Source organism: Streptomyces canus (assembly GCF_030816965.1).
In the GTDB taxonomy this organism is placed as follows: domain Bacteria; phylum Actinomycetota; class Actinomycetes; order Streptomycetales; family Streptomycetaceae; genus Streptomyces; species Streptomyces canus_E.
The window spans coordinates 699,205-721,435 of record NZ_JAUSYQ010000002.1 but is presented as its reverse complement, the minus strand read 5'-3'; the positions used below and the strand labels follow the sequence as shown (position 1 = coordinate 721,435).

General features: G+C 71.1%; 19 protein-coding genes and 1 pseudogene. 12 read left to right on the top strand and 8 right to left on the bottom strand.

The genetic code is table 11. The features are described 5' to 3' along the window. The 7 genes and pseudogenes from QF027_RS04285 to QF027_RS04255 all read left to right on the top strand — a co-directional run bounded on the left by QF027_RS04285 (position 1) and on the right by QF027_RS04255 (position 5,746). Positions 1–942, top strand: coding sequence for a Zn-ribbon domain-containing OB-fold protein (locus tag QF027_RS04285; RefSeq protein ID WP_307072725.1), 942 nt, complete (start codon positions 1–3; stop codon positions 940–942). A gap of 187 nt (positions 943–1,129) precedes the next feature. Continuing rightward, entirely contained in the window at positions 1,130–2,173 is a 1,044-nt protein-coding gene (locus QF027_RS04280; protein ID WP_307072722.1) for a thiolase domain-containing protein, read from the top strand. After that, the gene (locus QF027_RS04275; protein WP_306985895.1) at positions 2,170–3,336 is read left to right on the top strand and encodes a thiolase domain-containing protein; all 1,167 of its coding nucleotides are present in this window, start codon (positions 2,170–2,172) and stop codon (positions 3,334–3,336) included. Before QF027_RS04280 ends, QF027_RS04275 begins: the two co-directional genes overlap by 4 nt. A 95-nt stretch (positions 3,337–3,431) precedes the next feature. Next, the gene (locus tag QF027_RS04270) at positions 3,432–3,674 is read left to right on the top strand and encodes a DUF397 domain-containing protein (protein ID WP_007379863.1); all 243 of its coding nucleotides are present in this window, start codon (positions 3,432–3,434) and stop codon (positions 3,672–3,674) included. Positions 3,675–3,738: 64 nt separating this feature from the next. Beyond that, positions 3,739–4,332, top strand: a pseudogene (locus tag QF027_RS04265) (CGNR zinc finger domain-containing protein); the annotation flags it as partial. 10 nt (positions 4,333–4,342) lie between these two features. Then, entirely contained in the window at positions 4,343–4,948 is a 606-nt protein-coding gene (locus tag QF027_RS04260; protein ID WP_307082781.1) for a hypothetical protein, read from the top strand. A 300-nt stretch (positions 4,949–5,248) separates the two neighbouring features. Further along, the gene (locus tag QF027_RS04255; RefSeq protein ID WP_306985902.1) at positions 5,249–5,746 is read left to right on the top strand and encodes a hypothetical protein; all 498 of its coding nucleotides are present in this window, start codon (positions 5,249–5,251) and stop codon (positions 5,744–5,746) included. Between the two features lie 193 nt (positions 5,747–5,939). Here the strand turns inward: QF027_RS04255 and QF027_RS04250 are convergent, their stop codons facing one another. Next, positions 5,940–7,898 carry an N-acetylmuramoyl-L-alanine amidase gene (locus QF027_RS04250; protein WP_307072720.1) on the bottom strand — a complete coding sequence of 653 codons (1,959 nt, stop codon included), beginning with the start codon at positions 7,896–7,898 and terminating at the stop codon, positions 5,940–5,942. A gap of 266 nt (positions 7,899–8,164) precedes the next feature. After that, positions 8,165–9,304, bottom strand: a complete 1,140-nt coding sequence (locus QF027_RS04245; RefSeq protein ID WP_307072718.1) for an aminoglycoside phosphotransferase family protein — start codon at positions 9,302–9,304, stop codon at positions 8,165–8,167. A gap of 243 nt (positions 9,305–9,547) precedes the next feature. On the opposite strand from QF027_RS04245, the gene QF027_RS04240 reads away from it, so the two are divergent. Then, positions 9,548–11,041: a DNA-binding protein NsdB gene (locus QF027_RS04240; RefSeq protein ID WP_306985909.1), complete on the top strand. Its 1,494-nt coding sequence runs from the start codon at positions 9,548–9,550 to the stop codon at positions 11,039–11,041. Positions 11,042–11,087: 46 nt separating this feature from the next. Here QF027_RS04240 and QF027_RS04235 read toward each other — a convergent pair whose 3' ends face one another. Beyond that, positions 11,088–12,518: a PP2C family protein-serine/threonine phosphatase gene (locus QF027_RS04235; protein ID WP_306985912.1), complete on the bottom strand. Its 1,431-nt coding sequence runs from the start codon at positions 12,516–12,518 to the stop codon at positions 11,088–11,090. Between the two features lie 483 nt (positions 12,519–13,001). Between QF027_RS04235 and QF027_RS04230 the strand changes: the two genes are divergently transcribed. After that, complete coding sequence (locus QF027_RS04230; protein ID WP_306985914.1) at positions 13,002–13,415, top strand: SsgA family sporulation/cell division regulator; 414 nt, start codon at positions 13,002–13,004, stop codon at positions 13,413–13,415. 59 nt (positions 13,416–13,474) lie between these two features. Here QF027_RS04230 and QF027_RS04225 read toward each other — a convergent pair whose 3' ends face one another. The 4 genes from QF027_RS04225 to QF027_RS04210 form a co-directional block, all read right to left on the bottom strand. Then, positions 13,475–14,572: a baeRF3 domain-containing protein gene (locus QF027_RS04225; protein WP_307072715.1), complete on the bottom strand. Its 1,098-nt coding sequence runs from the start codon at positions 14,570–14,572 to the stop codon at positions 13,475–13,477. Between the two features lie 340 nt (positions 14,573–14,912). Then, entirely contained in the window at positions 14,913–16,499 is a 1,587-nt protein-coding gene (locus QF027_RS04220) for an alpha/beta hydrolase (RefSeq protein WP_307072713.1), read from the bottom strand. A gap of 781 nt (positions 16,500–17,280) precedes the next feature. Then, a complete protein-coding gene (locus QF027_RS04215) occupies positions 17,281–17,760 on the bottom strand; it encodes a nucleoside deaminase (RefSeq protein ID WP_307072710.1) in 480 nt (159 codons plus the stop codon). A 26-nt stretch (positions 17,761–17,786) separates the two neighbouring features. Beyond that, entirely contained in the window at positions 17,787–18,989 is a 1,203-nt protein-coding gene (locus QF027_RS04210; RefSeq protein ID WP_307072709.1) for an MFS transporter, read from the bottom strand. Positions 18,990–19,047: 58 nt separating this feature from the next. Between QF027_RS04210 and QF027_RS04205 the strand changes: the two genes are divergently transcribed. From QF027_RS04205 to QF027_RS04195, 3 genes are all read left to right on the top strand, one after another. Beyond that, positions 19,048–19,425, top strand: a complete 378-nt coding sequence (locus tag QF027_RS04205; protein WP_307072706.1) for a MerR family transcriptional regulator — start codon at positions 19,048–19,050, stop codon at positions 19,423–19,425. Positions 19,426–19,466: 41 nt separating this feature from the next. Beyond that, positions 19,467–20,240: a GNAT family N-acetyltransferase gene (locus tag QF027_RS04200; RefSeq protein ID WP_306985927.1), complete on the top strand. Its 774-nt coding sequence runs from the start codon at positions 19,467–19,469 to the stop codon at positions 20,238–20,240. 77 nt (positions 20,241–20,317) lie between these two features. Then, on the top strand, positions 20,318–21,241 hold the full coding sequence (locus QF027_RS04195) for an NAD-dependent epimerase/dehydratase family protein (RefSeq protein ID WP_307072703.1): 924 nt from the start codon (positions 20,318–20,320) through the stop codon (positions 21,239–21,241). On the opposite strand, the gene QF027_RS04190 is transcribed toward QF027_RS04195, so the two are convergent. After that, on the bottom strand, positions 21,242–22,123 hold the full coding sequence (locus tag QF027_RS04190) for a GNAT family N-acetyltransferase (protein WP_306985932.1): 882 nt from the start codon (positions 22,121–22,123) through the stop codon (positions 21,242–21,244). Between the last annotated feature and the right edge of the window lie 108 nt (positions 22,124–22,231).

Below are 22,231 nucleotides of genomic sequence, written 5' to 3'. Positions count from 1 at the left end.
ATGCCCGAAGTACTCAAAGCCCCCCTGGTCGTCGAATTCCCCTTCACCCGCTCCCTCGGCCCCGTCCAGAGCGCCTTCCTGACCGGCCTGCGCGAGCGTGTCGTCCTCGGCGTGTCGACTCGCGACGGCCGCACCCTGGTCCCGCCCGTCGAGTACGACCCCGTCACCGCCGAGGAGATCCGCGACCTCGTCCACGTGGGGATCACCGGCACCGTCACCACCTGGGCCTGGAACCACGAACCCCGCCGCGGTCAGCCGCTGGACACGCCCTTCGCCTGGGTCCTGGTGAAGCTCGACGGTGCCGACACCGCCCTGTTGCACGCCCTCGACGCCCCCGGCCCCGACGCCGTCCGCACCGGCATGCGCGTCCGGATCCGCTGGGCCGAGGAACGCTGCGGCGCCATCACCGACATCGCCTGCTTCGAGCCGTACGACGGAGACGACTCCGCAGTCACCGTCCACGCGGGCGAGTTCGAGGACCCCGTCCACGGCATCGTCGCCCAGGCCCGCCTCGACTACACCTACTCACCGGGCCGCGCCCAGGCCGCCTACATCAACGCCCTCGCCGAGCACCGGGCCGTCGGCGAGCGCTGCCCGGCCTGCCGCAAGGTGTACGTCCCGCCGAGGGGTGCCTGCCCCACATGTGGTGTGGCCACATCGGAACAGGTGGAAGTGGGTCCTGCCGGCACGGTGACCACCTTCTGCATCGTCAACATCAAGGCGAAGAACCTCGACATCGAAGTGCCCTACGTCTACGCCCACATCGCCCTCGACGGCGCCGACCTCGCGCTGCACGGCCGGATCGGCGGCATCCCGTACGACCAGGTGCGCATGGGCCTCAGGGTCGAGCCGGTGTGGACGGAAGGGGGCCGGTTTCCCGACCACTTCCGTCCCACCGGTGAACCCGACGCTCAGTATGAGACGTACAAGGAGCTCCTTTGAATCCGCCCCCTCGCGGACGACGGGGCTTCCTGGCTCACGCTGCCCGATCGTTCAGCGAACGATCGAGTCTCACGCGATCAGCACCAGCCGGGTTGAGACCAGCCCGGGTTTATGAAGTTTTGGAAGGAACTGCTCTGCGGGTTTGGTTCTCGCTCCGCAGCCGACGACTCTACCGCCTGGAGCCCCAGTGATGCGTGAGATCGCTGTGATTGCCTTCGCCCAGTCCGACACCCTGCGCTCCACCGCGGAAGTCTCCGAGGTGGAGATGCTCATGCCGGTCCTGCACGACGTCGTCGCGCAGACCGGTCTGAAGACCGCCGACATCGGCTTCACCTGCTCCGGTTCCTGTGACTACCTCGCGGGGCGTGCCTTCTCCTTCACCCTGGCCCTCGACGGCGTGGGCGCCTGGCCGCCCATCTCCGAGTCGCACGTCGAGATGGACGGGGCCTGGGCCCTGTACGAAGCGTGGACCAAGCTGCTGTCCGGGGACGCCGACACCGCGCTGGTGTACGCGTACGGCAAGTCCTCACCCGGCTCCCTGCGCGATGTGCTCACCCGGCAGCTGGACCCGTACTACGTAGCCCCCCTGTGGCCCGACTCCGTCGCCCTCGCCGCCCTCCAGGCCCAGGCGCTGATCGACGCGGGTGACACGGACGAACCCGAGCTGGCGACCATCGGCGCCCGGAGCCGCGCGACCGACAACCCGCGCGCACAGCTCAAAGGCCCTGTACCGCAGGGGGATTACCTCGTACGGCCACTCCGCACCGGAGACTGCCCGCCCATCGGCGACGGGGCCGCCGCCGTGGTCCTGGCGGCGGGGGAGCGGGCCAGGGAGCTGTGCGAGCGCCCCGCCTGGATCCGCGGGATCGACCACCGTATCGAGGCGCACTCGCTCGGCGTCCGCGACCTCACCGACTCTCCCTCCACCCGACTGGCGGCCGAGCGGGCCGGGGCCTTCGAAAGGCCCGTCGACACCGCTGAGTTGCACGCGCCGTTCACCTCGCAGGAAGTCGTCCTGCGCAAAGCGCTGCGGCTGGACGACTCCACACGGGTCAACCCGTCCGGCGGCGCCCTCGCCGCCAACCCGATGATGGCCGCCGGGCTCGCCCGTATCGGTGAGGCCGCCGCCCGGATCCACCGGGGCGAGTCCGACCGGGCCCTCGCCCACGCCACCTCCGGGCCCTGTCTCCAACAGAACCTGGTCGCCGTACTCGAAGGGGATCCGCGATGAGCAAGGAGCTCGTGGCCGTCGTAGGAATCGGCCAGACCAAGCATGTCGCGGCCCGCCGGGACGTGTCGATCGCCGGGCTCGTCCGGGAGGCCGCCCGAAGGGCGCTCGACGACGCCGAGTTGACCTGGGCCGACATCGACGCCGTGGTGATCGGCAAGGCGCCCGACTTCTTCGAGGGCGTCATGATGCCGGAGCTGTACCTGGCCGACGCCCTCGGCGCGGTGGGCAAGCCGATGCTGCGGGTGCACACGGCGGGCAGCGTCGGCGGCTCCACGGCGCTGGTCGCCGCGAACCTGGTGGCGGCCAGGGTGCACTCCACCGTCCTCACCCTCGCCTTCGAGAAACAGTCCGAGTCCAACGCCATGTGGGGCCTGTCCCTGCCGATCCCCTTCCAGCAACCCCTTCTGGCCGGAGCCGGCGGCTTCTTCGCACCGCACGTGCGCGCCTACATGCGGCGCACCGGCGCACCGGACACGGTCGGCTCGCTGGTCGCGTACAAGGACCGACGTAACGCGCTCAAGAACCCGTACGCGCATCTGCACGAGCACGACATCACGCTGGAGAAGGTCCAGGCCTCGCCCATGCTCTGGGACCCGATCCGCTACTCCGAGACCTGCCCGTCCTCGGACGGCGCCTGCGCGATGGTGCTCACCGACCGGGCGGGCGCCGCGCGGGCCCCCCGGCCACCGGCCTGGATGCTGGGCGGCGCCATGCGCAGCGAGCCGACGCTCTTCGCGGGCAAGGACGCCGTGTCGCCCCAGGCGGGCAAGGACTGCGCGGCCGACGTGTACCGGCAGGCCGGGATCGCCGACCCGCGCCGGGACATCGACGCCGTCGAGATGTACGTGCCGTTCTCGTGGTACGAGCCCATGTGGCTGGAGAACCTCGGCTTCGCCGACGAGGGAGAGGGCTGGAAGCTCACCGAGGCCGGCGTCACCGAGCTGGACGGTGACCTGCCCGTCAACATGTCGGGCGGCGTGCTGTCCACCAATCCGATCGGCGCCTCCGGCATGATCCGCTTCGCGGAGGCCGCGCTCCAGGCACGCGGACAGGCCGGGGAACACCAGGTGGAGGGCGCCCGCAGGGTGCTGGGGCACGCCTATGGCGGCGGATCCCAGTTCTTCTCCATGTGGCTCGTGGGGTCTGAGCCACCTGATGCGTGAATCGACTCCTGAAAGGTCCCCCTCACGTGGCCTGTCGGCGGTCGGGCACGATCGCTAGGCTGGCCGCGGACGACGCAATCGGGAGGAGCACGGACGTGGCCGAGACCACCATCCAGCAGCAGCCGCTCATGGGCTGGGAGAAGCCGGAGCTGGACCTGAGCAACGCCGATTGGCACTCGAGCAGCCGCGGTCTGGGGGATGTCCAGATCGCCTTCGTCGAGGGGTTCATCGCGATGCGCAACAGCGGCCGCCCGGAGAGCCCTTCCCTGATCTTCACCCCCGCGGAATGGGGCGCGTTCGTGTCAGGGGCGCGGGAAGGAGAGTTCGACCTCACCTGAGGGTGAGCGCAAAGGGGCCCTGGCCCACGTGTTAATGGATGCGGCGGAACCTATCATTAGCCGTATGCAGGACACGATCAACAGGGATGCCCGTCTCACCCTGGACCTGGCCCTCACCATCCGGCACGACGGACATGGTGGCGTCGCCGACGACCTGGCCGACCTCGCGGGTCTCACCACCTGGGTCCGGGAGCATGCCGAGACGTTGCCGGACGCCTCGCCCTTCGTCGCCGACGAGGGGACCCTCGCGGCGGTCCGCGACCTGCGGGCCGCCGTCCGAGCCCTCTTCGCCCGCGCCGTGCGTCCCGGTGAGCCCAGCCCCGCCGACGCGGCCCGCCTGCTGCCCGTCCCCGAAGCCGTCGCCCGCCTCAACGCGGCAGCCGCCCGCACCCCGACCGTCCCCGTGCTGCAGTGGACCGACGACGCCGAACCCGTCGTGCACCGGCAGCCGGTGCCGCGGGGGACCGACCTCACGGCCGTACTCGCGCAGGCCGCGATCGCCTTTCTCGCGGGTGCCGACCGGCGGCGGTTGCGCGCTTGCCATGCCCCGCGCTGCGTGCGCTACTTCCTGAAGGATCATCCGCGCCAGGAGTGGTGCAAGCCCTCCTGCGGCAACCGGGCGCGGGTGGCACGGCATCATGAGCGTCACAGGGAGCAGGGGAGAGGCAGTGACGTCGAAGGCGGGCAGACGGCGGTTCAAGAAGACCGAACGCCTGCGGACGTTCCGGCAGACGCAGTGGAAGAAGCGGGGAGAGGAGCGGGGTGAGCGGTTCCGTTCGGCCGTGGCCGCTCTGTTCGCCCTCGTGTTCGGCGTGGTGCTGACCGGCTACTGCGGGCTGATGCTCGCGGGTGCCGTCGGACTGTCCGGGACCGCGGGGCGACTGCACGTCGACTCGTGCGCGGTCGTGCGGACGTACAACAACAAGCCGACCACCGAATGCCATGGCCAACTGCTGTCACCCGGCGGTCGGTTGATCGACACCGACGCGGTCATCGAGGCCGACGCCCGCATCGGTTCCACGATCGCGGTACGCGACCAGCCACTGACCGGGCTCGAAACGCTCGGCTTCAGGGCGATCGCCGGCTGGGCGGCCCTGACGGTGATGGGGCTCTTCGTCCTCGCCTTCGCCATCGTCACGGCGCTCACCCTGTGCGGATGGGGCGCCGCCGCGACGGCCGGGTCGCGCTACGGCGCCGCGTTGGGCGTGGCCGCCGGCGCCGGGGGGCTGGTCTACTTCCTCGCCGTGCTGTACGAACACGTCTTCCAGCCCTGATCCGGCTGGGTCGACACGGACCCGCCCGGCCCCCCGTCTCAGCACGGGACGGACACGGCACACGAACGCACGGTGGCGACCTGGCGGCGCAGGGGCACACCGAGGAGGAGATCGCGAAGGAGTTGAACGCCGATGAACAGACGGCGACACGGTCGCTGTCGGCCGTCTGCCGCAAGCTGGGAACGGACAGTACCGGCCTGCGAACGGTGAGTGGTCCACCATAGGGGCGCGGGGGAATCGCGCGGCCGGCCCCCACACCTGGACCCGCACGAGTGCGTGACTGCCCCTTACCATTGGCGCATGTCGTTTCTCCGCCGCCGTAGTGCCACCCCCGCCGGTCCAGACTTCGATGTCCTGGCCATGGACCCGGGCGACTGGCCCGGCAACCTCGGCGCGGGGCTCCTGCCCGCCCCCGACGGCACCTGCCAGGGCGTCTTCCTGCGCTACGACCTGTTCGGCGGCCGCGGCCCCGCGATGATCATCGGCAACCTCCCCGAGGGCTCCCCGGCCCGCGAGGTCCCCGACGGCCAGGTCCCCTTCGAGGTGGCGCAGCTGCTGATCGCGCTGGAGAACGACGAGGAGGTGACCGTCACCGACACCGAGGAGATGCCGGTGATGCAGGGCGACAACCTCCTGATCGTGCGCCGCCTCAAGCTCTCCGAGAGCCGGATCTCCTGCGTCCAGTTCGACCGCAGCGACAACGTCCTGGTGACCATCGCCGCCTGGGACCGACCGATCACGGACGACCTGTACGCCCTCCTCAAGCCCTTGCCGGCGGAGCTCTTCCAGCAGGACTGAACGTTTGGCCACGCCCCTGGCCGACACAACGCCGTAGGCTCCGGAAGCCAGGTTCCCCCGACCCGTGGCCTTCCCGAGCCACCGCCGTATGCTGCTGCGCCTGGCCACCCCCTACAGGGCATCCCGGACACCCGGTGAACGGCCGGTGGCGGCCACACCCAGACGAGTGGAGCCGCCATCCGCCGGACGTTGCCTACCGGCGCTGGACCGAGGGCTTCACATCGACGTCCGCCGCTCGCACGAACTCCACCCGGTGGCCGTACTGGATCTCGTAGTACAGGTCCTGGCCGACCACAACCCTGTGCGAGTCCGTCGTGAAGGTGACCGCGTAGTAGTACTCGCCGGGCACCTTGTCACCGATCACGTACGTCTGGCCCTTGAGCACCTTGTACGGCAGCGGCGACACCGCCTGGGCGGGGACCCCCGTCGGATAGGCGGAGGCCTCGGGGTAGGCGCGGCCGTACACCGGGACGCTGTCGAGGCCCTCCTTGGGGGTGACGACGAGACCGGAGGCACTCACCGCGGTCGGGTTGCTCCTGGGGTTCTTGAACCAGGCCTTCTGGCCGAGGTACCAGATCGCCGTCCAGTCGCCGTCCCGGTCCGCGACCGCGTACTGCTGGCCTGTGGAGACCCGTGACGAGAGGTCGTTCACGTCGATCGTCGGGGCCCTGCCGGCCATACCGATGTCCGTGACGAGAGCGGATTTCTCGTCGGGGGCCGAGTAGAGCCGTACCGCGCTCGAACCGTGCGACGCGCAGGGCTCGCCCTTGGCGACGCAGCCCGTGTACTGCGGCTGGTTGGTCGCGTAGTCGGGCCGGATCGTCACCAGGCCGCCCCGCTTGGTGGAGGTCGCCTTGAACGGGTGGCCCAGCAGCTCGAAGTAGTGCCGCCAGTCCCAGTACGGGCCGGGGTCGGTGTGCATGCCCGAGACGGTCGAGGTCGTCGGGCCCGGCACGTTGTCATGGCCGAGGATGTGCTGCCGGTCCAGCGGGATGCCGTACTTCGCGGAGAGGTACTTCACCAGCCGCGCCGAGGACCGGTACATCGCCTCCGTGTACCAGGCGTCCGGATTCGCCAGGAAGCCCTCGTGCTCCAGACCGATCGACTTGGCGTTGATGTACCAGTTGCCCGCGTGCCAGGCCACGTCCTTCGCCTTCACGTGCTGGGCGATGTGACCGTCGGTCGAGCGCAGGGTGTAGTTCCACGACACATAGGTCGGGTCCTGCACCAGGTTGAGGACCCCCTCCCAGGTGCCCTCCGTGTCATGGATGACGATGTACTTGATGCTCTGCGAGGCCGGACGGTCACCCAGGTCGTGGTTGCCGTAGTCGTTGTCCCCGAACTCCTCGTGAGGTGCCGGGATCCACTCGCAGGACACGGTCCTCGGGCACTCGGTGTTGCCGCTGCCCAGCGTGCGCAGGCCCGTCCGGGTGAGCTGCGCGGTGTCGGGGGCGAGCGTCGGCTGAGCGGTCAGGGCGATCCGCTGACCGGCGTCCGTGGTGCGCTCCTCGCCGGTGCGCAGCACGTCGAAGACGTCGTTCGCGTACGCCGCCGCCGTCGCGCTGTCGTCCGCGCCGGAGAAGCGGGCCACGGCGCCGTACCAGTCCGCCGGGTCCTGGCTCAGCGGCTCGCCCAGGTCCTTCTGGGCGGTGGCCAGCAACGCGGCACCGCCGGCGATGTTCGCCGCGGGATCGGTGCGCAGGTCCCCGGCGCTCAGGCCGCTCAGCTTGGCCGCCTTCGGCAAGGTCTCCAGACGGGCCGGGAGCTCGGTGGGCGTCGGCACCTTCGTCGCCGGGAGCAGCGCCGGGCTGGCGCTGTTGCCGCGGGCGTCCTCCGTGCCCTCGCTGTGGTGCGGTTCCGAGGCGAGTGCGGTGCGGGCGTCGGTCAGGTGCATCGGGCCGTAGCCACCGGTCACACTCGGCGCTCCGGCGTGACCGTCCCAGCGGGACTGGAGATAGGAGACGCCGAGGAGGACACTCTGCGGGACGTGGTACTCGGCGGCCGCCGAGGCGAAGGCCTGCTGGAGGCCGGCCGAGGAGTCTTCGGCCTGCGACGGGGCCGCGCCGAGCAGGGGCAGCAGCAGGGCGGTGCCGGCCAGCGTGCCGACCACCCTCCGGGTGGCTCTGTTGGGGTCGGTCGTGGATCCTCGCAATGCAGCCTCCTGGGACGGTCGGGCGCGATGAGCCGTGCGGGGCCGGGCGTGCGTCAGTGGTACCGGCTTGCCGACGATCCGTCAATCATGCCCAGGAGCAGACGATTTCCCATGTCAATGAGGGGTGCCGGGAGTTTCGTGGCGGATGCTTCCAGGCCTGCGGGGCGTCAGTGGCGTATACCAATGTCCCCTGGCGTGGAGCCGCACATACGACGGTCCGCGGCGCGCCCCCGGTCTTCGGGGCGCACCGCGGACCGTCGTCCCCGTCAGCGAGTGCCGACCGCCGCGCGCACGGCCCGACGGGCCAGCTGGCAGTCGTCGTGCAGCCGCCTCAGCAGCAGGCGCTGTTCCTCACCGGACGGCGCAGCGCCCGGGTGGGCCAGGCCCGGTGCCGCCGGGGTCGAGTCGTGCATCGAACGCTGCACGGCCGTCTCGTAGGTACGGATCTCACGGGTCAGTACGAGCATCAGGTTCACCAGGAAGGCGTCCCGCGAGGCGGGGCCCGCCGACTGGGCGATCTGGCTGATCTGACGGCGGGCCACCGGGGCGTCGCCGAGGACCGACCACAGCGTCGCCAGGTCGTAGCCCGGCAGATACCAGCCCGCGTGCTCCCAGTCCACCAGCACTGGACCGGCCGGTGAGAGCAGGATGTTCGAGAGCAGTGCGTCGCCGTGGCAGAACTGGCCCATGCCCTGTCGGCCCGCCGAGTGGGCGATGCCGTGCAGCAGCTTCTGCAGGTCCCCCATGTCCCGGTCGGTCAGCAGCCCCAGCTCGTGGTAGCGGGAGATACGGGCCGCGTAGTCGAGCGGGGCGTCGAAGGTGCCCGCGGGCGGACGCCAGGCGTTGAGCCGGCACACCGCGCCGAGCGCCGCCCTGATGTCCGCGCGCGGCGGAGCCTCCGCCGGATGCCGGTGCAGAGCCGCCGCCCGGCCGGGCATCCGCTCGATGACCAGGGTGCAGTTGTCCGGGTCCGCCGCGATCAGCCGCGGGACGCGCACCGGGGGCCGGTGTCGGACGAACGAACGGTATGCGGCTATTTCGTGCCGGATCCGCTCGGCCCATACGGGGGAGTGGTCGAGTAAGCACTTGGCGACAGCCGTGCTGCGTCCCGTCGTACCGACCAGGAGCACGGAGCGTCCGCTGCGGCGCAGCACCTGCACCGGGGCGAACTCCGGGCAGATCCGGTGCACCGACGCGAGCGCCGTGCGCAGCTGGGCGCCCTGAGGGCCGGACAAGTCGAGTCTCCCGCTGAGCGGTTGGGTGCCGAGCCCCGGAACGCGCCGCGTCCTGCCCGTACCCGGTACGGGGGCCGTCGGCCGCGCGGGGTCGAGGTAGGGGCCACCGCCCGCAGGTCGGAGATGCGGCGACCGGGGCGGGGCGGACACGGAGGACGATGCTGCGTACATGGGCGAGACAGATCCCTTCGTGTGCCTGCTGTGCCTGGAGAAGCAGTGCGCTGCCCGACCCGGACCACCGGGTGCACCCTGGGGAATGTCCCTGTGAGGTCCGGGTCGGGGTGGCGCGTTCCTACCTCACCGCAGAGGCGCACTGGCACACCATCTGGCGCACCCTGGCGAACCCTGGCGAATAGTCCCGGAGCAACTGACACGGGGCTACTGTCAACTCAGCCGAGAACCTGGGGGCTTGACGTGAGCGGACAACCCAACACCCGACTTTCGGACCTGTTCGGCCTCGCCGGCTGGTCCAAGGGTGAACTCGCGAGGCTGGTCAACCGGCAGGCGGCGGCCATGGGCCATCCCCAGCTCTCGACCGACACCTCGCGGGTGCGGCGGTGGATCGACATGGGAGAGATCCCGCGCGATCCGGTGCCGCGGGTGCTGGCGGCTCTGTTCACCGAGCGTCTCGGCCGTGTCGTGACCATTGAAGACCTCGGTCTGGTCCGGCACGGGCGTACGGGGAAACGGCAGGGCGACGGGAGCGTGGAACATCCCGACGGCATGCCGTGGGCGCCCGACCGAACCGCCGCGGTCCTCACCGAATTCACGGGAATGGACCTCATGCTCAACCGACGCGGCTTGGTGGGCGCGGGTGCCGCGCTCACCGCGGGATCCGTACTCAGCAGTGCCATGCACGACTGGCTGCACACCGATCCGGCCCTCACCGCCGATGCCCCCCAGTTCGACGACCCCCTGCACGCCGACCCCGCTGGGTTCGACCGTTACGAGGCCGCCCCCATCGGGTCGCAGGAGATCGAGGAACTGGAGCGCTCGGTCGAGGTGTTCCGGGCCTGGGACGCGGCCCGCGGCGGCGGGCTGCAACGCAAGGCGGTCGTGGGCCAGCTCAACGAGGTGGGCGGCATGCTCGCCTACCGGCACCCCGACCATCTCCAGCGGCGCCTGTGGGGCGTCGCCGCCAACCTGGCCGTCCTCGCGGGCTGGATGTCGCACGACGTCGGCCTCGAACCGACGGCTCAGAAGTACTTCGTCATTGCCGCCCATGCCGCGAGAGAGGGCGGTGACCGGCCCCGCGCCGGCGAGGCGCTCTCCCGGGCGGCCCGCCAGATGGTGCACCTGGGCCGGCCCGACGACGCGCTCGACCTGATGAAGCTCGCCCGGTCGGGCTCCGGCGAAGAGGTGCTGCCCCGCACCAAGGCGATGCTCTACACCATCGAGGCCTGGGCACAGGCCTCCATGGGCAAGGGCCAGGCCATGCGCCGCACCCTCGGACAGGCGGAGGACCTCTTCGTCTCCGACAAGAGCGACGTGCCACCGCCGAGCTGGATGCAGACCTTCAAGGAGGAGGATCTGTACGGCATGCAGGCCCTGGCCTACCGCACGCTGGCGGAGCACGAGCCCGGTGCGGCCGTGCACGCCCAGCACTACGCGGAGAAGGCCCTCGCCCTGCGGGTCGACGGACGGCAGCGGTCGAAGATCTTCGACTTCCTGTCGATGGCCTCGGCCTGCTTCATCGCCGACGACCCCGAACAGGCGGACCGCTATGCGCGGCTGGCGCTGGTGTCGATGGGCTCCAACTCCTCCCACCGCACCTGGGACCGGCTCCGTCAGATGTACCGGCTCACCGCCGAGTACTCCAGCTACCCGAGGATCAACGAGCTGCGCGAGGAGATCAGGCTGGCGCTGCCGAAGCCGAAGGGAAGGGGTGGCAACAGCGCGCGGGCGTGAGCACCGGCCCAGCGGGACCGTACTGTCGTCACCCTTCTGTCTGTCGTCATGAAGTCACCTTGGCGATGAGCACGCAGGCGTCGTCCTCGCGTTCGGTCTCGCCGAACTCCTCCATGACCATGCGCACACAGTCCTGCGCGGTGCGCGCCCCGTCGAAACGGGGGGCCAGGTCGAGGAGCCGGTTCACGGTAGCCGTACTGCTGCGCCCGGGCACCAGTCCGTCCGTGTGCAGCAGGAGCAGGTCGCCCGGTTCGAGGGCCTCCTCGGCCTGCGCGTAGACGGCTCCGGAGGTCGCGCCGAGGAGCACGCCGTCGGGTGAGTTCAGCCTGCGCCCCGTCCCGCTCCGGAACAGCAGCGGGGCGGGGTGCCCGGCCTGCGCCCAGACCAGGGTGCGGGTCGCGGGACGGTAGCGGCAACAGACCGCGCTGCCGAGGGCCGGCTGCACGGTGGCATCGAGCAACTGGTTGAGCAGGGACATGAGTTGGCCGGGCTGGGTGCCCGCCATCGCCATGCCGCGCACGGCGCCGAGGAGAGTCGCCATGCCGGAGGCGACGGCGACTCCGTGCCCGGTGAGGTCGCCGACGCTGAGCAGGGTCTCGCCGTCGGCCAGTTCGAGTGCGTCGTACCAGTCGCCCCCGATCAGGGCGCTGGCCGACGACGGCAGATAGCGGGCGGCCAGGTCCAGGGTCTCGGTGCCCTGGTGCGGGAGCCGCAGGGAGCCACGCCACGGCGGCAGCACGGCTTCCTGCAGCTCGACCGCGAGCCGGTGCTCGCTGTGCGCGCGCTGCCTCTGGCGTTGTAACGAGTCACGGGTCTCGCTCACCGCCCGTTCACTGCGCCGCAGTTCGCTGACGTCCCGCAGCACGGCCCACATCGAGGCGGTGCTGCCGTCGGCGTCGAGCACGGGCTCGCCCATCATGTGGACGGTGCGCACCTCGCCGTCCGGGCGCACGACCCGGAACTCGCCGTCTATGCGCTTGGCGTCGACCAGACAGTCCGTGACCATGCCCGTCAGCGTCGGCCGGTCCTCGTCGAGCACCAGGGAAGGGAGCTCGTCGAGGGTGAGCGGGGGAGCGGTGCGGTCGCGGCCGAGTATCTCGTACAGCTCCCCTGACCAACTCGCCTCGTCCGTAAGGAGGTTCCACTCCGCGCTGCCGACCCGGCTGAGCAGCGAGCCGCGCCGGGGAGCGGGCGGCGCGGTTCGCGCGGCGGACTGTGCCGCGGGCAGCGACGGCACGGGCGGCGGGCCGTCCCGCAGCTGCGCCAAGTGCTCGTCCAGGTCGCTGAGTTGGTGAAGGGCGAGGTCGTACAGCGCGCGCTGCCAGCGCTCCTGGGGGTCCGAACCATCACTGGGCGCGTCCCGTCGTACGGCGTCCACGTCGCCCTTGAGCCGCCGCGTCTGCGATATCAGCGCGTCGACCGAGCCGCGTCCTGGCGGCTGGGCGGCGGGGTGGTCCGCGGAGAGGTGGGACGGCATGACGCACTCCGATGCGGGGACGGTTCGACCTAGGCGGGACGGAGGGACCGTTACGACTGTTGCACAGGGCGCGACGCGCTGTAAGGGATTTGGCAGCACACGATACGGTGGTGCTTCTGGCATATGCCACAGTCTTCACAAGGCGGTCGGGCGGGGCGCGTCGTCTACGCCCTTTGGTGTCTCAAGTCGTAGGCGATGTACGCGACTTGGCGGGTCGGTGGGTGGCCGATCCGATGTTCATTTGTGTGTTCGACGGTCCTGTGTTCTAAGGAGTCTGACATACGGGGCTCGGGCCGTACCAGGGGGTGGGTGCTGACGGGGGTGGGGGCCGCTTGGTGAACGCCTGGTGAAGTCGGGGAGTCTTGTCATGTGACGCAGGTCACGTCAATTCACCCCTGCTCAGGCGTAATGCAAACGGCACCTGCGAGGTCGTAAGTACACACAGGCACAACCGGCCGACCTCACGACCGCAGTGGAGACCGCATGGACACGACCTTCGAGCAGCCTGCCCGCGCCCGGCTGATCACCGCGGAGAACCAGGAACTGCCCGTCCCCGCCGTCCTGCGCTACGACTCCACCGACCCGCTGGCCGTCTGCGTCGACTTCCCGCCCGAGGTCTCCCTGGACGGACAGGGAGCGACCTGGGCCTTCGCCCGTGCCCTGCTGGAGGAGGGGCTGCTCGGACCGGCCGGCGGCGGGGACGTGCACATCTGGCCGTGCGGACGGAGCACGACGGTCGTGGAGTTCCACTCGCCGTACGGCCTCGCCCTCCTCCGGTTCGACACGCCCGCCCTGCGAAGCTTCCTGCTCCGGACCTATGCGGTGGTCGGCATCGGACAGGAGAACCTCGGCGAGGCCGTCGAACAGGGGCTCAGCGCGCTCTTCGGGGGTGTCTGAGGGGCGTACGGCGGTCTCGGCGCCCGCGGTGGCCGTGGAGCCGTCCAGCCGTCCCCGCCTCAGTACCGCAGCACCCCCGCGATGCCGTCGGAGCCGCCCAGTGTGCCGTCCGGTACGAAGCGGACGTCGGCACCGGTCTCCAGGCACTGTTCGACGATCTCGTCCACGATGTCCTCGCGGGCGTCGAGGTCGCCGCTCTCGGCCGGGATCAGATGGTCGCCGTCCACGTCGCGGACCGTCACCCGGTAGTTCTCCTCGACGGCCAGCAATCGCAGTCGGCCCTCCCGGGCGCTCTGCCAGATCTCGTCGACACCGGCCGCGAACGCCCGCCGTCCGCGCGCCGCTTCGAGCTCCAGGGTCACCGCGTCGGTGCTCTTGCGGGCCTCCGCGGCGACCAGCGGCCGGACCGCCTGCCAGACCGCGTCCGGGGTGCCGTGCGCGAGACCGCCGTGCGGGACGTGCACCGCGTCCTTGGTGACGCTGCCGACGTCGTCCAGCGCGGACAGCGCCGCGGTCTCGCCGGTGACGTACAGCGGCCGCGGCTCCTCGCGCAGGAGCTTGGCCAGCGCAGTGTCGGCGTCCCGCAGGAAGTGCCGCGTGTCCTCGTCCCGGAAGGTGCTCGGCATGTCACCGATCCGCTCCAGCCGCTCGGCGTCGAAATTCTCGCGGGTCCTGGTCAGTGGAAAGCCGGCGGCGCGGTGCTCGGTGACGCGGTCGACGTCGCCGTTCCACAGTGTGGCGCGGTCGGCCGAGACCGACAGTACCCAGAACGGCCGCTCCGAGGCCTGGGCGGAGACGAGGTTGCGGGTCAGGAAGGTGTCCGAGAGCACCACGCGCTCCGGTACGGCACGGGACAGGGACCACACCTGGTGCTCGCCCGGAGCGGCGAAGATCGCCAGACCGTCCTCGGCGTGCGCCAGATCGATCTCGGCGAGGGCCAGGTCGAGTTGCCGCATGACGTCGGCGCGCCGTTCCCGTGGGACCGCCGGGTCGGCCTCCAGCTGTTTCTTGGCCTTGGCCACCACATTGCGCAGCCGGACCGGATCCTGGGCGTTCTCGGGTTCACGGCGGTGGGTCGGCGTCAGTACGGACACCGCCGGATAGGCGCGCGGGCGGCGCAGTTCGGAGAGGGTCGCAGGGCTGAGTGCGTGCTCCATAACAGCACCATAGGCCCGATCGGCCGACCGGGCATTTGGGGCAACGTGATCGGGCATTCAGGGCACTCCTCGGGCTGCCGGAGCTGCGGGCGCCCTGGAGCCCGGTGCGGTCTTCCGTATGACCCGCCCGATCGTGCGGGACCCGGTAGCGCTGTTCGGCCTCCCCACGCCGGGTGAGTGCGTCGGAGGGGTTGTGCGCGCAGGTCTCGGGGTCGCTGTGGACGCCGAGGATCACGTCGATGTCGGCTTCGGCCGGGCGCCGCAGACACAGTCGGGCGGTCTTCAACTCCTCGCCGTGTCGTCCCGTTCACTCATGCCGGGATCGTGGACGGAGTGGATCTCAGTGGTCGCGTTCGGGCCCGCAGGAGCTGCCGTCGGGCGGGAGGCTGCCGTACAGCAGGAAGTCGTCGACCTTGCGGTGCACGCACTTGGAGGAGCCGTAACCGGTGTGGCCCTCGCCCTTGTTGTCGAGGACCACGGCCGAGTCGCCGAGGCGCTTCGCGGTCTCCACGGTCCAGCGGTACGGCGTCGCGGGGTCGCCGCGGGTGCCGACGAGGAGCATCTTCGGGGTACGGACCTCGCGCACTTTCTCGCGGATGAAGTCGGTACCCTTCGGGCGGCCGTAGCAGATCAGGTACTCGGTGAGCCGGTATCGGCCGAAGACCGGCGACGCCTGCTCGTAGGCGGCGCGCAGCCGGGCCAGGTCCTTGGTGATCCGGTCGGCGCCGGGGCGGTCGGGATCGTCCGCGCAGTTGACCGCCATCAGCGCCGCCGGAAGATTGTCGAACGGCACGTCCTCCACGTCGGTGAGGGTGCTGTGCGTCGGGTCGTCGGAGGGAGGGCGCGTGCGGGTGAGGACATCGGAGCCGCCGCCCGCGAAGCCGAGGACGCCCGTCGTGTCGCCCTGCTCCACCAGCTCGGCGAGCGCCCGCTCCAGCGAGGGCCACAGATCCTTGCTGTAGAGGGCCTGGCCGATGGCGCCCACGAGGTCCTGTCCGGTGAAGTCGGGGCCGAAGTCCGTCGGCACGGGGTCCTCGTCCAGCGACGCCACGAGTTGCAGGACCTGTTCCCGGGCGCCGCGCGCGTCGGTGCCGAACGGACAGGCGATGTCCTTCACGCACCAGTCCACGAAGTCCTCCAGCGCCGTCTGCTGCCCGGCGGCGCCCGCCACGCCCTGTTCCGCCAGCGGCTCGGTGAGGGTGTCCACACCGTCCAGCACCAACCGGCCCACCTTCTTGGGGAACTGGGCCGCGTACACCGCGCCGAGTCTGCTGCCGTACGAGAAACCGAGGTAGTTCAGCTTCTTGTCGCCGAGGGCCTGGCGCATGATGTCCAGGTCGCGGGAGACGTTCACCGTGCCGATGTGCGGGAGCACGGGTCCGGAGTGCTTGGTGCACTGGTCGGCGGCCTTCCGCAACGTCCCGAGCACGGCCTGCGGGTCCTGCTTGAAGGCGGTGTCGTCGCCGGTGGCCGCCAGCGCCTCGTCGGTGCCGTTGCCACAACTGACCGGGGAGGACCTGCCCACCCCGCGCGGATCGAAGGACACCACGTCGTACTCGTCCGTGAGGGCCATGAAGTCGTCGCCGTTGGCCGCGAGTGCGGGCACGCCCGCGCCGCCCGGGCCGCCGAAGTTCAGCAGCACCGAGCCACGTTTGTGCTTGGTCGTCGCCCGGTAGCGGGCGAGTGCCAGTTCGAGGGTGCCCGTGCGGGGCTTCGCGTAGTCGAGGGGAACAGTGACCTTTCCGCACTGGAGGTCGTTCGGGGCCTCCATGCCCACGCACTTCGACCACTTGATCTCCTGGCGGTAGAAGCGCGACAGGTCCGGTCCGGAGCCGTCCGTGACCACGGACGGCAGTCCGGCGCCGAGCAGGGCCAGCCCCACGGCTCCGGAGAGAGCGCATCGCCGCCTCGTCACCTTGGCGAGCATCCATGCCTCCAAGGACGCCCATCGGCGCCCTCGATCACGATAAGCGGCCCTTCGACGGGACGCCTCCGGGGGAGCGCGATCATGGAATGTGCCCTGACCTGTGCCCGCTCGATGCCCGTGAGCCGGTGTTCGCTGGCCCCGTCCCGCTCGGCCGGCCGTGTCGGCCGTGCGGCGCGGTGCTCGCGCCCGGTCGTTCGCTGGACCTTCCCGCCCGCCCTCGGCCGACACGCCATGCTCACGCCGGCCGTCCATCGGACCTTTCCCGCCCGGCTTCGGTTGTCGGCTGCGCGGTGCCGCGTCCCTCCTATGCCTCCGCCGTACGGCCACCCCCGCCCCCCGCCGCGCGGCGCTGCGCTGGCCCGCGGCCTTTCGCCGTACGGCGACCGGTTCGGCCCCACGCTCTTGCGCCGGGCGGTGGCCTGTCCGTCTGCGGTGCCGTGCGGTGCTCGCGCCTTCGCCAGGCACTGTCTGGCAGATCACGTGGCCAGGAGCCGGAAGGCCATCCTGACTGGCACCGGTTGGCACGACAGCCCTTTCAGTTCTTACGGATGCGGTGGGCCTTGGCAACGAGTCTCCGAGGCAGCTTCGGCCCTGCACACGCGTAGTCGATCAGCGGGTTCCGGTAGGTGGTGTTCGCAAGATCTGGCGCCAGGGTGATCAGGGCCCTCAGGTCGTCGGACGAGCCGGCAAGGCGTGTGCGGACGGCATGTACCGGGCTTCCACCTGGTCCCATTTCGATCGGAGGCTCCGGGGCGCGGGCCTGCATCCGGGAGAGCGTGTGTCAGCGTTGATGGAACCGGCCGTGCAACTGCCGCACACGCTCGGTCAGCTCGGGCACCGGACCCTCCACGATCACGCCGGGGGCGACCTCGTTGACCGGCAGTGTCCGTACCGGTGGTGCCGGGACGCCCAACTGGGTGAGCCACTGGGCCAGTTGCTCGGACGAGGCGACGTACACGATGCGTCCGAGGCCCACCCAGGCGTGCGCGGCCGCGCACATCGGACAGTGCTCGCCCGAGGTGTACACGGTGGCCGCCGCCCGCTCCTCGGGCGTCATGTGCGCCGCCGCCCAGCGGGCCAGCTCGAACTCGGGATGCCGGGTGCGGTCCCCCGAGGCCACGCGGTTGTGGTCCTCGGCGAGGATCTCTCCGTCAGCGCTCACCAGGACCGAGCCGAACGGTTCGTCCCCGGCCTCCAGTGCCTCGGTGGCCAGCTCGACGCAGCGGCGCAGATACGGCAGTTCGGTGTCCTTCACGACCATGGAATACAGCCCTCCTCGCCACGAGCCTAAGGTCGTCGCCGCGTCGCCGGAAACGCCTTTCGGGCCACGGTGACCACCCCGAGGGCCACCGCGACCAACGGCAACGCGGCCCACGGCAGCGCCCCGGCGCCCCCGCCCTCCAGTACGAGCCCCCCGGTCAGCGAACCCAGCGCGATCCCGGCGTTGTACACCGTGGTCTGCAACGACGTCGCCACGTCCGCCTGCTCCGGCCCCGACGCGTCGATCAGTGCCGTCTGGATCAGCGTCGGCGCACCCCCGAAGGCGACGCCCCACATGGCGACCGAGATCAGCAGCACACCAGGGACCCCGGCGGCGAGCCCCAGCGCGAGCATCACGGCCACGCACAGTGCCAGCGCGCCCACGAGCGTCGGCCGCAGACGCCGGTCCACCAGCACCCCGGTGATCCAGATCCCCACCACCGTCGCCGCCCCGAACACCAGCAGCACCAGTCCCGTACGGCCGAAACCGGCATGCGTCGCGAACGGGGCGACGTACGTGTACATCACCTGGTGCCCCACCAGCAGGAACAGCGTGACGGACAGAACGGCCGGGATGCCCGGCAGCGCGGCGACCCGGACGAGCGGCACGCGCGCGTGCCGCGCCTCTCCCGGGAAACCGGGCACCCGCCACCGCACCCAGCCCACCAGCAGCACCGCGAGCCCGGACAGCAGCCCGAACGCCGTGCGCCAGCCCACCGTCCCGGCCAGCGCGGTCCCGGCCGGAACGCCCAGGGCCAGAGCGAGGGTGATCCCGGCGAGGACGATCGCGATCGCCCGGCCGCGCCGCTCGGCCGGCACCATCCGTGCCGCGTATCCGGCGAGCATCGCCCAGAGCGTCCCGCCCATGCCCCCGGCCACCAGTCGTGCCCCGAAGGTGAGGGCGTACGACGAGGACACCGCCACCACCGCGTTGCTCACCGCGAAGCCGAGCAGCGCCCCGACGAGCACCGGCCGACGTGGCAGCCCGCGCAGCACAGCCGTGAGCGGGATCGCGGCGGCGAAGGACGCGAGCGCGTACCCGGTGACGAGGAAGCCGATCCGGGCCTCTGAGACGCCCAGGTCCGGGGCCATGCGGGGCAGCAGACCCGCGGGCAGCAACTCGGTCAGCACAGCGGTGAAGGCGGTCGTCGACAGGGCGAGGAGCCCGGACCACGGAAGCGGGGCGGACGCGGGCGGGGCTGTGCCCTTGGCCGGGCAGGTGGTGGACATGCGACCATGTTCGGACCTTCACATCAGTGTGAAGGCAAGGGTGACCCGGGAGTACGTGATGAGGATCGGTGAGCTGTCCCGCCGCACCGGCGTCCCCACCCGGCTGCTGCGCTACTACGAGGAGCAGGGCCTGCTGCACCCCGAGCGCACCGACAACGGCTACCGCGCCTTCGGAGAGGCGGCGGTCCAGGACGTCCAGCAGATCCGCGGGCTGCTGGACTCGGGCCTGACCACGGAGATGATCCGCGCGATCCTGCCGTACCTGTCGGGGCCGGAGGAGATCCTGTTGCCGCCCGAGCACCTGACACCTCGGACCGCGGCCCTCCTGGAGGCCCACGTCGATCGCATCCAGGCCCGGATCGACTGTCTGGCCCGCAACCGCGACCGGCTCAGCGCCTACCTGGCGGCGGTGCGCGCGGAGGCCGGGCGACCGTAATCGCCATTGCCGCGGAGGCGTCCGGGTGATGAAGTGGGGCCATGGATCATGTTGCGGTACTCGCCCTCTTCGACCGGGACATGCGCGAAGGCGCACAGCCGGACGGTCCCGGTGCCCGTGTCGAGCGGGTCGGCGGGGTGGTCCGCCAGGTCGCCGCCGAGCACGGCTGGAACGGCGTCGTCTGGTCCGACCTGGACGCGTCGAGCGCCGACAAGGCGATCGCCGAGCAGATCGCGTACTACACCGGCCTCGGCCGCGAGTTCGAGTGGAAGCTGTACGGTCACGACCTGCCGTTCGACCTCGGACAGCGGCTCAGGGCGGCCGGGTTCACCCCCGAGCCCGAGGAGACGCTGATGATCGCCGAGGTCGCCGACCTCACCCTGGACGTCGAACCGCCCGAGGGGATCCGTTTCCTTCCGGTCACCGACCGGGCGGGCGTCGACCTCGTGGCGGATGTGCACGAGAAGGCCTTCGGCACCGACAGCTCCCGGCTGCGGCACCAGCTGCTCGCCCGGCTGGACGACCCCGACACCGTGGTCGCCGTCGTCGCGCTCGCCGGAGACGTGCCGGTCAGCGCGGCCCGCATGGAACTCGTGCCCGGCACCCGCTTCGCAGGCCTGTGGGGCGGCGGCACCGTCGAGGGCTGGCGCGGCCGCGGGATCTACCGCGCCCTGGTCGCGCACCGGGCCCGCGCCGCCGTGGAGCGTGGATACCGCTACCTCCAGGTCGACGCGCTGGCCACGAGCCGGCCGATCCTGGAACGCCTCGGGTTCGAGCCGCTGACGATCACGCAGCCGCATGTGTACCAGCCGTAGCGCCCGGTGGCCGGGACAGCTGTAGAGCCCGGCGGCCGGGATGTCACATCCGGGCCCGCCCGATCCGTCGCACCGGTATGACGACGAACCAGCGCCAGAGCATCCTCCTCGCCGGCGCGAGCGGCGTCCTGGGCCGCCACATCGCCAAGGCCCTGACCGACGCGGGCCACAAGGTCACCGGACTCGGCCGGAGCGAGGGCAACGGCGTCCGGGCCGACCTCATGGACCGCGACACCCTGCTGCGGGCCGTGGACGGGCAGCACTTCGACACGGTCGTCCACGCGGCGACCGCCCTGCGCAAGCCGCCCATGCGCCACCGCGACATGAACGCCACCGACGCGCTGCGCATCGAGGGCACCGCCCACCTCGTCGAGGCCGCCCGGGCCACCGGCGCCCGCCGCTTCGTCACCGAGTCGATGGTCTTCGGATACGGGTACGGCGACTTCGGCGACCGACCGATCACGGAGGACGACGAGTTCGGGCCGCGCGGCACCGACCCGGAGCTGGAACGGCACCTCGCCGGCATGCGCATGAAGGAACAACTCACCTTCGAGGCAGCCGGATTGGAGGGCATCGCCCTGCGCTTCGGCCTCTTCTACGGCCCCGGCGGCACCGACAACATCCTGACCCTGCTGCGCAAGCGGCAACTGCCCGCCCCCGCCGACCACGGCCGGGTCCTGCCGTGGGTCGAACTCACCGACGCGGCCCGCGCGGTGGCCGCGGCGGTCGCCCACGGGCGCCCGGGGCATGCGTACAACGTCGCGGACCGCACACCGCTCGGCTTCCGCGCCCATCTGCTGTGCGTCGCCGAGGAGTTCGGACTGCCGAGGCCGATGACCGTACCTTTGTGGCTCACGCGGCCGATGAGCTACGCGCACACGATGTTCTCGGCGAACATGAGGGTGTCGGCGGAGAAAGCCGAGCGGGAACTGGGCTGGACGCCCGCATACCCGTCCAGCCGCGAGGGCCTGGCCGCACTGCGGGCCGCGACGGCCCGGTGATCACAGGTCGAGCTGGTACTCCACGGACTTGTGCGTCGGCAGGTATCCGAGTGAGTCGTTGACGGCGAGCATCGGCTTGTTGCTCTCGGCGGTGTCGGTGCACAACCCGGACAGTCTCGGGTGCCGTTCGAGAGCGTGGCGGACGGCCGCGGCCTTCATCCAGCGGGCGAGTCCCTTCCCGCGGTGCTCGGGCAGCACGGCGGTGCCGTAGTGCTGGCCGTCCCCCGACCCGTCGCCCGGCACGACCAGTTCGGAGAAGCCGACCACGCTGCCGTCCGTCGCGTCCACGGCGGCGACGGTGTGCAGCAGCTCTCCGCGTCGCGCGATCGCCTCCGCGGCCGCGACCACGCGCTCCACGTCCCAGACGACCCTGCCGAAGTCCGTCCCCTCCATCGGCATGTCGTCCATCGCCCGTCGAGAGTCGGCGAAGGACCGCGCCAGCGCGTCCGGCACGGTGCCCTCCCACTCGGTCAACCGGTAACCGGGGTGCGGTAGTTCGACGAGTGCGTCGATCGCGGCACGATCGACGTCGGCCAGCGGGAGCCGGGCGTACGTGAGCGCCAGGACCTGCCGGAATCCCCGCGCGGCCAGGAACAGATCGGCGGGGGAGCCCTGTACGGCCTGCGCGATCACCGACCGCCGTCGTTCCGCCTTCGCGGCGCCCACGGCGGCCTTCAGCAGCCGGCTTCCGACGCCCTGCCGCCGCTCGGCGCCGTGCACGGCGAGGTGCAGTTCGGCGAGGTGCTCCTGCCCCTCCTTCGTGAACAGCCGCAGGAAGGCGGACCCGAGCGGGACACCGTCGTCCCCGGAGGCCAGCCAGGCCAGACGGCGGCTGGAGGCGGCGGGTTCGGGGTCGGCGAGCGGGGTGACGTGGTAGGGCAAGCGAGTCTCCGTCACGGGAAGAGGGGCGGCGGGCGCTTGAAGCCTGCCGTCGTGTCCCCGCGGGCGCAACGGGATTTGCCGTCGGGGCACCCACACTCGTCGGAGCAA